General features: G+C 72.0%; 13 protein-coding genes and 1 pseudogene. 8 read left to right on the forward strand and 6 right to left on the reverse strand.

The window, feature by feature from the left end:
* The gene (locus tag ABDW35_RS00460) at window positions 1–462 is read left to right on the forward strand and encodes a GNAT family N-acetyltransferase (RefSeq protein ID WP_343711881.1); all 462 of its coding nucleotides are present in this window, start codon (window positions 1–3) and stop codon (window positions 460–462) included.
* A 26-nt stretch (window positions 463–488) separates the two neighbouring features.
* Here ABDW35_RS00460 and ABDW35_RS00465 read toward each other — a convergent pair whose 3' ends face one another.
* The 4 genes from ABDW35_RS00465 to ABDW35_RS00480 form a co-directional block, all read right to left on the reverse strand.
* Window positions 489–839 (reverse strand): YciI family protein, encoded by a 351-nt coding sequence (locus ABDW35_RS00465; RefSeq protein WP_343711869.1) that lies wholly within the window; start codon window positions 837–839, stop codon window positions 489–491.
* A 59-nt stretch (window positions 840–898) separates the two neighbouring features.
* Window positions 899–2,662 (reverse strand): tetratricopeptide repeat protein, encoded by a 1,764-nt coding sequence (locus ABDW35_RS00470; protein WP_343711870.1) that lies wholly within the window; start codon window positions 2,660–2,662, stop codon window positions 899–901.
* 282 nt (window positions 2,663–2,944) lie between these two features.
* Window positions 2,945–3,979 carry a nicotinate-nucleotide--dimethylbenzimidazole phosphoribosyltransferase gene (gene cobT / locus ABDW35_RS00475; RefSeq protein WP_343711871.1) on the reverse strand — a complete coding sequence of 345 codons (1,035 nt, stop codon included), beginning with the start codon at window positions 3,977–3,979 and terminating at the stop codon, window positions 2,945–2,947.
* A 76-nt stretch (window positions 3,980–4,055) separates the two neighbouring features.
* A complete protein-coding gene (locus ABDW35_RS00480; protein ID WP_343711872.1) occupies window positions 4,056–4,508 on the reverse strand; it encodes an NUDIX hydrolase in 453 nt (150 codons plus the stop codon).
* Window positions 4,509–4,657: 149 nt separating this feature from the next.
* Here ABDW35_RS00480 and ABDW35_RS00485 point away from each other — a divergent pair, with 149 nt between their 5' ends.
* Both ABDW35_RS00485 and ABDW35_RS00490 read left to right on the forward strand, forming a co-directional pair.
* Window positions 4,658–6,331, forward strand: coding sequence for a Na/Pi cotransporter family protein (locus tag ABDW35_RS00485; RefSeq protein WP_343711873.1), 1,674 nt, complete (start codon window positions 4,658–4,660; stop codon window positions 6,329–6,331).
* Window positions 6,332–6,335: 4 nt separating this feature from the next.
* Window positions 6,336–7,175, forward strand: coding sequence for a carbon-nitrogen hydrolase family protein (locus ABDW35_RS00490; RefSeq protein WP_343711874.1), 840 nt, complete (start codon window positions 6,336–6,338; stop codon window positions 7,173–7,175).
* A gap of 147 nt (window positions 7,176–7,322) precedes the next feature.
* Here the strand turns inward: ABDW35_RS00490 and ABDW35_RS00495 are convergent, their stop codons facing one another.
* Complete coding sequence (locus tag ABDW35_RS00495) at window positions 7,323–7,940, reverse strand: helix-turn-helix domain-containing protein (RefSeq protein ID WP_343711875.1); 618 nt, start codon at window positions 7,938–7,940, stop codon at window positions 7,323–7,325.
* 160 nt (window positions 7,941–8,100) lie between these two features.
* Here ABDW35_RS00495 and ABDW35_RS00500 point away from each other — a divergent pair, with 160 nt between their 5' ends.
* From ABDW35_RS00500 to ABDW35_RS00515, 4 genes are all read left to right on the forward strand, one after another.
* Window positions 8,101–9,504: an MATE family efflux transporter gene (locus ABDW35_RS00500; protein WP_343711876.1), complete on the forward strand. Its 1,404-nt coding sequence runs from the start codon at window positions 8,101–8,103 to the stop codon at window positions 9,502–9,504.
* Window positions 9,505–9,665: 161 nt separating this feature from the next.
* Complete coding sequence (cobS, locus tag ABDW35_RS00505) at window positions 9,666–10,418, forward strand: adenosylcobinamide-GDP ribazoletransferase (protein ID WP_343711877.1); 753 nt, start codon at window positions 9,666–9,668, stop codon at window positions 10,416–10,418.
* Window positions 10,415–11,044: a histidine phosphatase family protein gene (locus tag ABDW35_RS00510; protein WP_343711878.1), complete on the forward strand. Its 630-nt coding sequence runs from the start codon at window positions 10,415–10,417 to the stop codon at window positions 11,042–11,044. The genes cobS and ABDW35_RS00510 overlap by 4 nt, the downstream gene beginning before the upstream one ends.
* Before the next feature lie 54 nt (window positions 11,045–11,098).
* The gene (locus ABDW35_RS00515; protein ID WP_343711879.1) at window positions 11,099–11,794 is read left to right on the forward strand and encodes a lipid-binding SYLF domain-containing protein; all 696 of its coding nucleotides are present in this window, start codon (window positions 11,099–11,101) and stop codon (window positions 11,792–11,794) included.
* Between the two features lie 122 nt (window positions 11,795–11,916).
* Here the strand turns inward: ABDW35_RS00515 and ABDW35_RS00520 are convergent, their stop codons facing one another.
* Window positions 11,917–12,573 (reverse strand): sulfite oxidase-like oxidoreductase, encoded by a 657-nt coding sequence (locus ABDW35_RS00520; RefSeq protein ID WP_343711880.1) that lies wholly within the window; start codon window positions 12,571–12,573, stop codon window positions 11,917–11,919.
* 133 nt (window positions 12,574–12,706) lie between these two features.
* Here ABDW35_RS00520 and ABDW35_RS00525 point away from each other — a divergent pair.
* Window positions 12,707–13,519: pseudogene (locus tag ABDW35_RS00525) on the forward strand (hypothetical protein); the annotation flags it as partial.

Genomic DNA, 13,519 nt, shown 5'->3' on the forward strand with positions numbered 1-13,519 from the left:
ATGGCGCTGCAGCGGATCGATGCCGCGGGGGCGGAGCTGCCGCCGCCGCCCGACCGCCGCGCCTGGCTGCTGGCGGGGGAGGCGCTGCACCGCCAGCTGCGCCCGAAGCTGCCGGCGGATTATGCCGGCACGATCGAGCGGATGTTCGCCGAGGGCGTCGCCATGGCCCAGCTGGTCGATGACGGCGCGGTGGCGGCGATCGCGGTCTGGCGCACTTATCCCACCACCTATGGCGGCCGGCGCTTCGAGGTCGACGATCTGGTGACCGACGAGGCCCGCCGGTCGCGCGGGCATGGCCGCACGCTGCTCGACTGGCTGGAACGGCGGGCGCTGGCGCTGGGCTGTCCGGGCGTCGGGCTGAACTCCTCCTGCCAGCGCGAGCGCGCCCACCGCTTCTACTTCCGCCAGGGCTACCGCATCAGCGGCTTCCACTTCAAGGATCTGCCGCCGCGTGCGCCCTGAGCCGAGCCCGTCGGCGGTGCCTGTCCTCATTCCAGCGGCGGCTGCTCGCGCACCTCGATCGCGCCCATCGCCGCCATCGGCGACCGGGCGGCGATCGCCACCGCCTCCTCCATGTCGCGCGCCTCGATCAGGACGAAGCCGCCGAGATGCTCCTTGGTCTCGGCATAAGGCCCGTCGGTGACCGAGGTCGCATCGCCGCGGCGGCGCACGATCCGGGCCGTCTCCGGCTCCGCCACCGGGCCGCAGGCGACGAGATGACCGCTGCGGCGCAGCGCGTCGTCCTCGACCATGCAGCGGAGCGTCAGGTCGCGGCTCTCCTCGGGCGACAGCCGCCCGGTTAGGGCGCGGTCGACATGGACGATCAGCAGATAGCGCATCGCGGGCCTCCTTCGGTTCCGCCCCTGGTCGTCCGGCCGGCGCCGGATTCGACAGTCATCTATTCCGGCAGCCCCGCGCGGCGCAGGGCGTCGAGGTAGCGCTCCATCACCTCGGGTTGTTTCCAGGGCACGCCGGCGCGGGTGTTGGCGATGGTGGCGCCGGGCGCCACCGCCAGCAGGCCGGCCAGCGCCGCTTTGGCCTTCTCCACCTGGCCCGCCGCCGACAGCGCCGCCGCCAGCAGCCGGTGCGCCACCGGGAAGGCCGGGTACAGGTGGATCGCCCGGCGCGCCGCCTCGGCCGCCGCTGCATCGTCGCCCTCGGCGAAGGCGGCGAGGCCCAGGAAGGCGTGGCACCAGTGGTTGGCGGGATCGCGCGGGCTCAGCCGCAGCGCCGTCTCCAGCATCTCTCGCGCCTCTCCGGCCTGGCCCGACAGGGCGTGGTAGCCGCCGCCCAGCATATGGGCGAAGGCCAGGTTCGGGTTGATCGCCAGCGCCGTGTCCAGCCGCCGGCCGGATTCGTCGAAGCGGCGCAGGAACAGGGCGACCATGCCCAGCACCGTCTGCGCCTCGGCGTCGCGCGGGTCCAGGTCCACCGCCTGGCGGGCCATGGCGTCGGCCGAGGCCAGGGACCGGGCGGGGTCGGCGCTGCGCCCGAACAGCACGTCCCAGACGTCGCACATGGCGTGCACCACGCGGGCGCGGGCCAGGCCGGGGTCCAGCGCCATCGCCTGGGCGGCGAAGGTGCGGGCCTGGGCGCCGTCCTCCGGCGTCAGGCGCCAGGCGTGCCAGCCGGCGCGCATGACGCAGTCCCAAGCGTCCATCCCGGCTGGGTCCAGCCGCCGGGCGCGGCGCATCTCGGCGCCCAGCAGCTCCGGCGCCACCACGCCGACGATGCTGTCGGTGATCTCGTCCTGCACCGCGAACAGGTCGTCGATCCGGCGGTCGTAGCGCTCGGCCCACACATGGGCGCCGGTCGCCGCGTCGATCAGCTGGCCGGTGATCCGCACCCGGTCGCCGCCGCGCCGCACGCTGCCCTCCAGCACATAGCGCACGCCCAGCTCGGCCCCCGCCTGCTTGATGTCGACCGGCCGGCCCTTGTAGGTGAAGGAGGAGTTGCGGGCGATCACCAGGAAGCCGTTGTGCTTCGACAGGCCGGTGATGATGTCCTCGGCGATGCCGTCGGCGAAATACTCCTGGTCCTTCTCCGCGCTCATGTCCTGGAACGGCAGCACCGCGATCGACGGTCTGGCCGGCGCCGCGGCGGTGCCAGGCGCCGGCTCGGCGCCGCCGGCGGGCTCCAACCGCACCCGGTACACCCGCACCGGCTTGCGGATGTTCTTCAGCTGCTGCTGGCCGAGATCGTCGAAGCCCAGATCCAGCTTGCCGATCACCTGGTCGAACACGCTGGCGGTGACCGAGATGCCGCCCGGCTCGGCCATGCCCTCCAGCCGGGCGGCGATGTTGACGCCGTCGCCCAGGATGTCGTCGCCGTCGATGACGATGTCGCCGAGATTGATGCCGGCGCGGTACTGGATGCGCCGGTCGGGCGGCTGCCCGGCCTCGGCCTCCGCCACCGCGCGCTGGATCCGCACGGCCGCGTCCAGCGCGTCGACCACGCTGCCGAACTCGACCAGCATGCCGTCGCCGGTGGTCTTCACGACGCGGCCGCCATGGCCGTGCAGCGCCGGCTCGATCAGGTCGCGGCGATGCGCCTTCTGCCGGGCGATGGTGCCGGCCTCGTCGGCCTCGACATGGCGGGAATAGCCCACCATGTCGATCGCCAGGATCGCGGCCAGCCGGCGGGTCACGCGGTCGGTGCTCACGGGGGCTCCAGCCTGTTGCGCGCCGCCGGAACCTTACCGCCCGGTTAGCTAATCCGCCACCCCGTCGCGGCCCTCGATGGCCATCAGCGTGGCCTCTCCCGCAAGCGGGACCTTTTCAGAAGCCCCAAACCCGTCATCCCCGCGAAAGCGGGGATCTCGCAACGCTCTGACCGGAAAGAGATTCCCGCTTTCGCGGGAATGACAAAAAGGATTGGGAGGCCGTTTTGAAGAGGTCTCGCAAGCGGGAGAGGCAACGCGTTCGTGCTTCGGGTCCGCGCAGCCTCAGTCCTTGTCGCTGACGCCGGCCTGGGCGAAGGTGGCCATGCCCTCGTGGCAGGCCAGGGCGCCGCGGACCAGGCCGATGGCCAGGGCGGCGCCGGAGCCCTCGCCGAGGCGCATGCCGAGGTCCAGCAGCGCCGTGCGGCCCAGCTTGTCCAGCAGGCGGCGATGCCCCGGCTCGGCCGAGACATGGGCGACCTGGCAATGGTCCAGCGCGTGCCGGTCCACGGCCCACAGCACCGCGGCGGCGGCGGTGCAGGTGTAGCCGTCCAGCAGCACCGGGATGCGCGCCATCCGCGCCGCCAGCACCGCGCCGACGATCGCCGCCAGCTCCTGCCCACCGAGATGGCGCAGCACCTCCAGCGGGTCGGTCATCGCGGCCTTGTGGGCGGCGATGCCCTTGGCCACCACCTCGGCCTTGCGCTTGACGCCCGCGGCATCCACGCCGGTGCCGGGGCCGACCCAGTCGGCCGCGCCGCCGCCGAACAGCGCCGTCGCCAGCGCTGCGCCGGATGTGGTGTTGCCGATGCCCATCTCGCCCAGGCACAGCAGGTCGATGCCCGGTTCCACCGCCATCATGCCGTAGGCCATGGCGCGGACGCATTCCGCCTCGGTCATCGCCGGGGCGATGGTGAAGTCGGCGGTCGGGTGCTCCAGGTCCAGCTCATAGACGCGCAGGTCGCTGTCGGCGGCCTGGCACAGCTGGTTCACCGCGGCGCCGCCGGCGACGAAGTTCTTCACCATCTGCGCCGTCACCGCCACCGGATAGGCCGAGACGCCCTGGGCCACGGCGACGCCGTGATTGCCGGCGAAGACGGCGACGCGCGGCCGGCGCAGCTGCGGCGGGTGCCGGCCCTGCCACACCGCCATCCACTCCGCCAGATCCTCCAGCCGGCCCAGCGACCCGGGCGGCTTGGTCAGCTGCCGGTCGCGCTCGCGCACCGCCGTCCCGGCCTCCAAATCGGGGCCCGGCAGGTGGCGCAGCAGGGCGCGGATCTCGTCGAGGGTGTCGGGCAAGGGCGTCTGGGTCTGGGCCATGGCAGCGCGTCCGGTTGCGGAAGCGCGGACCCTGCCATCAAAGCGGGGCGGCGTCAAAACCGGCGCGGGCCCGCCTTCATTCCGCCGCCTTGCGGCCCTCCAGCCGCTGGACGAAGGCGGCGACCACGTCGCGCAGGCCCGCATCGTCCAGCAGGTCCAGCGCCTCTTCCGGGTCGGCCCACCGGGTCTCGCGCTCATGCGCCTCCGGCCAGGTCTTGTGCTGCCGCTCGACCTGCAGCGGGAAGACGCTGACCTCGCAGGGCACGCTGACGCCTTCCTCCAGCCATTTGTCGTAGGTGTAGCTGCCGACCGACTTGGAGCCGACGGCGCCCCGCACCCCGGCCTCCTCAAAGGCCTCGCGCGCCGCCGATTTCGCCGGCTTCAGCCCCTTGATCGGCCAGCCCTTGGGCATGATCCAGCGCCGCGTCCCGCGCGTCGTGACCAGCAGGACCTCCACACCGCCATCCGGCCGGATGCGGTAGGGCAGGGCGCCGTGCTGCACCCGGACGGCCTTGGTCTTGCCCGGCATGTCCCGCCTTTTACCCCTCTCTCCCTCGGCCTTGATCACCCCGGGTAAATCGGGAACGATCGCGACGGCATTGTCGTTCCGGCCCACCCGGTTGGACTCCAAGCCTATGGGAAGACGGGGGCGGAGGCGATTGCCTTTCGGAATCGAGAATGAGCTTTTCCATCACCCTGATCGACCTCGCCGGCTACGTCGCCCTGCTGCTGTGGGGCACGCATATGGTGCAGACCGGCATCCAGCGCACCTTCGGGCCGAAGCTGCGCGCCGTGCTGGGCGGCGCGCTGCGGAACCGGTTCCTGGCCGTGCTGGCCGGCATCGGCGTCACCGCGGTGCTGCAGAGCAGCACGGCCACCGGGCTGATGGTCGCGGGATTCGCCGCCGGCGGGCTGGTCGAGCTGGTGCCGGCCCTGGCGGTGATGCTCGGCGCCAATGTCGGCACCACGCTGATCGTCCAGGTGCTGTCTTTCGACGTCGCGGCCGCGGCGCCGGCCCTGATCCTGATCGGCTTCGTGCTGTTCCGGCGCGACACCACCACCCAGACGCACGATCTCGGCCGGGTCTTCATCGGCCTTGGCCTGATGCTGATGGCGCTGCACCAGCTGCTGCAGCTGATGGTGCCGTATGAGGACGCGCCCAGCCTGCGCCTGATGCTGGGCGCCGTCGCCACCACCCCGGTGCTGGCGGCGGTGCTGGCCGCGGCCTTCACCTGGGCGGTGCATTCTAGCGTTGCGGTCGTGCTGCTGGTGATGTCGCTGGCCGCCAATGGCGTGGTGCCGCCGGAAAGCGCCTTCGCCCTTGTTCTGGGCGCCAATCTCGGCACCGCCATCAACCCGGTGCTGGAGGGCGCGTCGGGCGACGATCCGGCCAACCGGCGGCTGCCGGTCGGCAACCTGCTGGCCCGCGCGATCGGCGTGGTCCTGGTGCTGGCGGCGCTGGAGCCGATCGGCGAGTGGATGGTGACGATCGACTCCGACAATGCCCGCGCGGTGGCCGATTTCCATACCCTGTTCAACGTCGTGCTGGCGGTGGTGTTCTTCCCGCTGCTGGCGCCCTATTCCAGGCTGCTGCAGCGCCTGCTGCCGCGCCGGGTGGACCCGGCCGACCCGTCGCGGCCGCTGTATCTCGACGCCGCGGCGCGGGAGACGCCGATCGTCGCCCTCGGCGGCGCCGCGCGGGAGGCGATGCGATTGGCCGATGTGCTGGAGACGATGCTGCACGGCGCCCGCGACGCGCTGCACAAGGGCGACCGCAAGGTGATCGCCGAGACGCGGCGGATGGACGACGTGCTCGACCACCTCAACACCGCGATCAAGACCTACCTGACCTCGCTCGACCCCGAATCGCTCAGCGACGCGGATCACCGCCGGCTGGGCGAGATCCTGAACTTCGCCATGAACATGGAGCAGGCGGGCGATGTCGTGGACCGCAACCTGCTGCCGCATTGCGCCAAGCGGATGAAGCGCGGGCTGGAGTTCTCGAAGGAGGGCGAGGCCGAGCTGCTGGCGATGATGGACCGGCTGGTCACCAACCTGCGCACCGCCGCGTCGCTGTTCATGACCGACGACCGCCGCGCCGCGCGGCTGCTGGTGGACGAGAAGGTGACCTTCCGCGACCTCGAGGCGGCCGCCACCCAGTCGCATTTCGACCGGCTGCGCGCCGGCCGCCGCGACACGGCGGAGACCAGCGCCCTGCATCTCGACCTGCTGCGCGACATGAAGCGGGTGAACGGCCACATCGTCGCGGCCGCCGCCTATCCGGTGCTCGAGCGTTCGGGCGAGCTGCTGCCCAGCCGGGTCACCGAGGGCGAGACGAACGGACAGGGCTGAGACCATGGCCGGGACCTTGCGGATCGCCATCGCCCAGAGCCGGGTCGATCGCGACGTGCGCGCCAATGGCCGCGAGATCCGCGGGCTGATGCGCCGTGCCGCCGCCGGCGGGGCGCGGCTGGTGCAGTTCCCGGAAGGCGCCGCCTCCGGCTACGCCAAGTCGGAGCTCACCGGCTGGGACGAGGTCGACTGGCCGGCGCTGCGCGAGGAGCTGGAAGAGACGGCGGCCCTGGCCGGCAGCCTCGGCCTGTGGGTGGTGCTGGGCAGCGCCCATCCGCTGACCGCGCCGCACCGGCCGCACAACAGCCTCTACCTGATCTCGGACGCCGGCGCCCTGGCTGGGCGCTATGACAAGCGGCGCTGCTCCCACACCGAGATCACCGGCTGGTATTCGCCCGGCGAGGCGCCGCTGACCTTCAGCGTGGACGGCTTCACCTTCGGCTGCTCCATCTGCATCGAGATCGTGTTCCCCGAGCTGTTCGCCGAGTACGAGGCGCTGGGCGTCGACGCCGTGCTGGTCTCTGCCTATTCCCGCGACCCGGTCTTCGGCGTCCTGGCGCGCGGCCATGCGGCGGCGACCTGCCTGTGGATCGGTCTGGCCAACCCGGCGCAGTGCAGCCCGGGACAGCCGAGCTGCCTTGTCGGGCCGGACGGTATGGTGCTGGCCGAGGGCAATCGGGACGGCGAGTCCGATCTGGTCTTCGCCACGCTCGACCGCGGCGACCCGGCCTTCGAGATCGCGCTGGAGAAGGCGCGGCCCTGGCGCCGGACCGCGAGGCTGGGCGAGATCTACGTCTCGCGCCGGGTCGACGATTCCCGCAGCCGCGACCGGACGGCGTTCTGACCGCGGTCGGATGGAGCGTCTCGACGGCCCGGTCCGAAGCCCCCTCACCCTCCCGCCGCAAGCGGCGGGCCCCTCCCTCTCCCCCAGGGAGAGGGGAATCCGAGCCGCGGCCCCTTTACCTCTCCTTGGGGAGAGGTCGAAATCGCGTCAGCGATTTCGGGTGAGGGGGCGGCTCCGGCCCATCCGGTCCGGCTCGATGTCCACCGACATCCCGATCGCCCGGCAGAATTCTTCCAGACCGGCGGTCACGGCGTCGCGCAGCGGGCGGCCGCGCTCGAAGCCCCACCACAGCACGGCGCCCTGCCATTGCGCCGCCATCAGCCGGCCGAGATCGGGCCGCGGGCCGGCGGCATCGGCCAGGCGCCGGCCCAGCGCCGCCGCCAGCGTCTCGCCCCAGGCGGCGCCGCGGGCGCGCAGCGCCGGGTCGCGCATGTCCTCGCGCAGCACCAGCAGCCCCTCGGCATAGTCCGCCGCGGCGTCATAGTCGCCGGACAGCGCGACCAGCAGCGCCACCGCCCCGGCCGGTCCCGGCGGAGCCGCGGCGTCGGCCTCCGCCGTGCGCGCGTCCAGCAGGTCCCAGGCCCGCAACAGCGCCGCCTGCATCAGCGCCGCCTTGCCGCCGAAGCGCTGCACCAGCGTCGCCGCAGACAGCCCGGTCTCGGCCGCCACCGCGGCGAAGGTGATGCCCTGCGGCCCCGCCCGGCGCATCACCGCCAGGGCGCCGTCCAGCAGGGCTTCGTCGGGGATGGTGCGGGGGCGTGGCACGGTCTCGCCATCGGCTGTAAATGAACAGCCGTTTATATAACACGCATCGAGGCCCGGGGTTGCGTGCCGGCGGCGCAGCGCCGACCCCGAGAAATCGGGGGCGGACGGGCAGGGGCGTCTAGGATAACGTCCCTGCCGATCGCCAGAGGGGAGGAACACCATGTCGGACGCGACCGACCGGGACGCGGCCGCGTCGCCGGCCACCGCGGGATCGGCGCCGGCCGCGCCGGCGCTGTGGAAGGCGTTCCTGCTGTTCCTCGGGCCGATGATGCTCAGCAACGTGCTGCAGGCGCTGTCCGGCACGGTCAACAACATCTATCTCGGCCAGATGATCGGCGTCGGTGCGGTGGCCGCGGTGTCTGCCTTCTTCCCGATCCTGTTCTTCTTCATCTCCTTCATCATCGGCCTCGGCGCCGGCTCGGCGGTGCTGATCGGCCAGGCCTGGGGGGCGCGCGAGCCGGACAAGGTCAAGGCGGTGGCCGGCACCACGCTGACGGTCACGATCCTGGCCGGCATCGTCGTCGCCCTGTTCGGCGGCGCCTTCACCCGGCCGCTTCTGGCCGCCGTCGGCACCCCGCCCGACATCCTCGCCGATGCCACCGAATATGCCCGGATCATGCTGATCGCCATGCCGGGGCTGTTCGTCTTCATCCTGGTGACCTCGATGATGCGCGGCGTCGGCGACACGGTGACGCCGCTGCTGGTGCTGGCGTTCCAGACTGCGATCGGCCTGGTGCTGACCCCGGCGCTGATCCGCGGCTGGGGCGGGCTGCCGCAGATGGGCGTGCTCAGCGGCGCCTACGCCGCGATCGTCTCCTTCCTCGCCGCCCTGGTGTGGCTGGCCTTCCATCTGCGCCGCCGCGGCCATGCCCTGGCGCCGGATGCCGTGCTGCTGCGCTATCTCCGGATCGACCCGCGCATCCTCCGCTCGGTGCTGCGCATCGGCCTGCCCTCCGGCGTTCAGCTCGTCCTGGTGTCGTTGGCCGAGGTGGCGGTGCTGTCCTTCGTCAACGGCTTCGGCTCGGATGCCACCGCCGCCTATGGCGCGGTCAACCAGGTGATCAGCTACGTCCAGTTCCCGGCGATCTCGATCGCCATCACCGCCTCGATCTTCGGCGCCCAGGCGATCGGCGCAGGACATGTCGACCGGCTGGGCGCCATCACCCGCACCGGCATCCTGCTCAACCTCGCCGTCACCGGCGGGCTGGTGGCGATCTGCACCCTGCTGTCGCGCACGCTGATGGGCCTGTTCCTGACCAGCGAGCCGGTGATCGAGCTGGCGCAGGACCTGCTGCACATCACGCTGTGGAGCTACATCGTCTTCGGCATCGCCGGCGTGGTCGCGGCGGTGATGCGGGCCAGCGGCACGGTGCTGGCGCCGACCGCAATCTCGCTCTGCGCCATTCTCGGCGTCGAGGTGCCGGTGGCCTGGCTGCTCAGCCGCCAGATCGGCATCGACGGCATCTGGATCGCCTATCCGGTCGCCTTCATCGTCATGGCGCTGGGCCAGATCGCCTTCTACCGGCTGGTGTGGCGCAAGCGCGCGATCCGCCGGATGATCTGAGACCATTTGGTAATGCTACTGGTGTGGCCGTCTGACGGCGGTTTCTCCGCTTCCGGTGCTCACGGACTTAACGTCCGCTGCGCTCCGGTTCTCGAAACCACCGCCAGCCGACTCACGCCAGCGCATTTCCAAACGGTCTCTGATCGACTAACCGGGGTGCCATGGACGACCTGCTGCGCGATCTGCGCGTCGCCGCCTGTTTCCTGACCCGGCTGCCGGTGCCCTGGCCGCCGGACGCGCCGGCCGATGCGCTGGCGCGGTCGATGCGGCTGTTCCCGCTGGCCGGGGCCGGCATCGGCCTCGCCGCCGGGCTGGTCTGGGCGCTGGCGCTGTGGCTCGGCGCCCCGGCCTTGGTCGCGGCGCTGCTGGCGCTGGCGGCGCAGGCGCTCTTGACCGGGGCGCTGCACGAGGACGGGCTGGCCGATGTCGCCGACGGCTTCGGCGGCGGCCGCAGCCGCGAGCGGGCGCTGGAGATCATGCGCGACAGCCGCATCGGCAGCTACGGCACCCTGACCCTGGTGCTGTCGGTCGGGCTGCGCGCCGCGGCCCTGGCGGCGCTGGCCTGGGATCCACGGACCGGGGTCGCCGCCCTGGCCGCCGCCGGCGCGGTGTCGCGGGCGACCTGCCCGGCGCTGTTGGCCTGGCTGCCTCCGGCGCGGCCCGACGGGCTGGGCGCCGGCGCCGGCCGGCCGCGGTCCGAGGCCGTGTTCACCGCGCTCGGTCTCGCCCTCTGCCTTGCCCTGCTGCTGCTCGGGCTGCGGCACGGGCTGGCGGCGCTGGCGCTGGCGGCGCTCGCCGCCTGGGCCTTGGCCGGGCTGGCGCGGCGGCGCATCGGCGGGCAGACCGGCGACGTGCTCGGCGCCGCCCAGCAGCTGGCGGAGGTCGCGGTGCTGTGCGCCGCGGCGGCATCATGAGCACGACCCGCTGGTGGTGGGTCCGCCATGCCCCGGCGATCAACCCGGACAAGCTGCTCTACGGCCGGCTCGACCTTGCGGCCGACACCTCCGACGCGGCTGCGGTCGCGGCGCTCGCCGCCAAGCTGCCGCGCGGCGCCATGTGGCTGCAGTCGCCGCTGCGCCGCACGGCCGAGACCGCGGCGGCGCTGCTGGCGGCGATGGGCGAGGCCGCCATGCCGGTGGTCGAGCCGGCGCTGATCGAGCAGGATTTCGGCGCCTGGCAGGGCCGGCCGAGCCGCGAGGTCTATGACGCGCTGCCGCGCCACGACCCGTTCTGGTCGCACCCCTCCGCCCATGCCGCACCCGGTGGCGAGAGCTTCGACACGGTGATGCGCCGGGTGCAGCCGGCGGTCCAGGCCCTGTCCGGCGCCCATGTCGGCCGCGACATCGTCGCCGTCGCCCATGCCGGCACCATCCGCGCCGCGGCGGCGCTGGCGCTGGACCTCGACGGCGAACGGGCGCTGCGCTTGGTAGTGGACACGCTGTCGCTGACCCGGATGGACTTCATCCGGTCGCGCTCCGGCCCCGAAAGCTGGCGAGTCGTCGCCCTGAATCTGCCATTTGGAACGGAAAAGATGTATTGATCGTTTAGCGCTACACCACGATTCTTCATGTGGAATCTGAAGAAGGGCCCGCCCATGATCGACCGCCGCAACTTCTTTCGCCTGACAGGCGCGTCGGCCGCAGGGCTGGCCTTGTCGGGCACCCTTTCCGCCTGTGGCTCCAACACCTCCACGCCGAGCGACGCGCAGCTCCTGGTCGATGAGAGCCGCGGCGCGCTGCAGACGCTGCTGGCCTCACCGGAGCTGACGCAGCTGCCGCGCTACATCCGGGGTGCCAAGGCGGTGCTGATCGCGCCGGAGCTGCTGCGCGGGGGTTTCATCTTCGGCGGCCGCGGCGGCAATGCCGTGATGCTGGTGCGGCTGCCGGACGGCAACTGGAGCTACCCGGCCTTCTACGGCGTCGGCGGCGGCTCCTTCGGCCTGCAGATCGGCGGGCAGGTGTCGCAGCTCGTGCTGACCATCATGACCGACAAGGGCCTGCGGGCCGTGGAGCAGAGCAGTTTCACCGTCGGCGCCGACCTGACCGGCGCGCTGTTCACCCTGGGCGCCGGCGTCGGCGCCTCGACCGGCCTCAACACCAACGCCGACATGTACGCCTTCTCGCAGAACAAGGGCCTGTTCGCCGGCGGCACGCTGGACGGCACGGTGATCAGCGAGGACCAGGGCCGGAACGATGCCTATTACGGCTTCGGCACCGCCGCCCGGACCATCTTCCTGGGCCAGAAGAGCAACCCGGGCGCGGACCCGCTGCGCAACCTGATGCCGAGGTAGGGACTTGGCCCTGCTCCCCATCTGTCATGCCCGGGCTTGACCCGGGCATCCAGAGAGCGTCGACGCCTTCTGGATTGCCGGGTCAAGCCCGGCAATGACAAGGGAAGGCATGGCCCGGGGCCTCAGCCGTAGCGCTGCTCCTGCCAGGGGTCGCCTTCGTTGTGATAGCCGCGCTCCTCCCAGAAGCCCGGGCGGTCGGCGGCGACGAACTCGATCCGCTTCACCCATTTGGCGCTCTTCCAGAAGTACCAGCGGGGCATGATCACGCGCAGCGGCCCGCCATGCTCGACCGGGATCGCCTCGCCGTCGTGATGGGTCGCCAGCAGCACATCCTCCTCGGCGAAGGCGTCGAGGGCGACGTTGGTGGTGTAGGTGTCGTAGCTGTGGAAGACGACGTGCCTGGCCTCGGGCTTCGGCCGCACCACCGACAGCAGGTGCCGGGCCGACACGCCGCGCCAGCGGTTGTCGTAGCGCGACCAGGACGTGACGCAATGGATGTCCGAGACGTCCTCGAACTCCGGCTGGGCCAGGATGTCATCCCAGCGCCACACCGCCGGGGCCTCGACCAGCCCGTCGATGGTCAGCCGCCATTTGTCGAGCGGGATCTCCGGCTGCACGCCGAGGTCGAGCACCGGCCAGTTCTCCACCAGGCGCTGACCCGGCGGCAGCCGGTCCCGCTCCGGATCCGCCGTATCGCCAGTCAGCAGCCGGCCTTCGCGCGCCCAGCGCTTCTTGCTCTCGACCAGCTTCGGCCGGACCGAGCCGAGATCATCCGCCATCGCCGCTGCCTTCCCTCGCTGCTTCCTGTCAGGCCCCAAAGATGGCCCCGACGGACGGGTTGATCCAGAGGGCAGGGCGGGGAAGGATGGGGGGCGATCCGGAACACCGCCCGTCCACAGCCCGACCGAGCCGATGATCCGACTGCTCCGCCCGCTGCTGCTGCTCCTGGTCCTGCTCGCGCCCGGCCTCGCCGCCGGCCAGGTGCCGGGTGTATCCGCGTCATCGACGCCAACCGCCGCGGCCGACCAGCCGGCCGACCCCGAGCGGGTCAAGGCGCTGATCGCCACGCTGCAGGACGACAAGCAGCGGGCCGAGCTGATCGCCCGGCTGCAGCTGCTGCTGCAGGCCCAGGCGCAGCAGCAGGAGGAGCGCAGCGCGCTGGAGACGGTGGGCAGCCAAGCCCTGGTCGTGGTCTCGGACAAGGTGCGCGACGTCACCGGCGCCGTCGCCGAGATCGGCGCCACGCTGGCGCGGCTGCCGGAGCTGGCCGTCTGGGCCCGAGACCAGCTGTCCGACCCGGCCGCCCGGCAGCGCTGGGCGACGGTCCTGCTCAACGTCCTCGGCGTGATCCTTGCCGGCATCGCCGCCGGCTGGCTGATGCGGCTGCTGCTGCGCCGGCCCTTCGCGGCGCTGGACGGCAGGACCCCGGCCTCGATCTGGGGCAAGATCCCGCTGCTGCTGGCCCAGGCGGTGCTGGATTTCCTGCCGCTGATCGCCTTCGTCCTCGGCGCCTATGCCATGGCGGTGGTGCTGGACCCGCCCTGGTTCGTCCGCACCGTGGTGCTGGCGCTGGTCAACGCGGCGATCATCAGCGGCGTCACCCTGATGCTGATCCGGCTGGTGCTGACGCCGGAGCATCCGCATCTGCGGCTGCTGCCGGTGGGCGACGAGACCGCCGGCTACCTCTATGTCTGGGCCAAGCGGCTGATCTACCTGCTGGTGTTC

The sequence above is a fragment of the Inquilinus sp. genome (assembly GCF_039594555.1).
GTDB lineage: Bacteria > Pseudomonadota > Alphaproteobacteria > DSM-16000 > Inquilinaceae > Inquilinus.

Coding starts and splice junctions, on each gene's coding strand:
- ABDW35_RS00510 (WP_343711878.1), top strand. CDS start 10,415: ATGAGCACGACCCGCTGGTGGTGGGTCCGCCATGCCCCGGCGATCAAC.
- ABDW35_RS00465 (WP_343711869.1), bottom strand. CDS start 839: ATGCGCTATCTGCTGATCGTCCATGTCGACCGCGCCCTAACCGGGCGG.
- ABDW35_RS00460 (WP_343711881.1), top strand. CDS start 1: ATGGCGCTGCAGCGGATCGATGCCGCGGGGGCGGAGCTGCCGCCGCCG.
- ABDW35_RS00490 (WP_343711874.1), top strand. CDS start 6,336: ATGGCCGGGACCTTGCGGATCGCCATCGCCCAGAGCCGGGTCGATCGC.
- cobT (WP_343711871.1), bottom strand. CDS start 3,979: ATGGCCCAGACCCAGACGCCCTTGCCCGACACCCTCGACGAGATCCGC.
- ABDW35_RS00480 (WP_343711872.1), bottom strand. CDS start 4,508: ATGCCGGGCAAGACCAAGGCCGTCCGGGTGCAGCACGGCGCCCTGCCC.
- ABDW35_RS00485 (WP_343711873.1), top strand. CDS start 4,658: ATGAGCTTTTCCATCACCCTGATCGACCTCGCCGGCTACGTCGCCCTG.
- cobS (WP_343711877.1), top strand. CDS start 9,666: ATGGACGACCTGCTGCGCGATCTGCGCGTCGCCGCCTGTTTCCTGACC.
- ABDW35_RS00500 (WP_343711876.1), top strand. CDS start 8,101: ATGTCGGACGCGACCGACCGGGACGCGGCCGCGTCGCCGGCCACCGCG.
- ABDW35_RS00520 (WP_343711880.1), bottom strand. CDS start 12,573: ATGGCGGATGATCTCGGCTCGGTCCGGCCGAAGCTGGTCGAGAGCAAG.
- ABDW35_RS00515 (WP_343711879.1), top strand. CDS start 11,099: ATGATCGACCGCCGCAACTTCTTTCGCCTGACAGGCGCGTCGGCCGCA.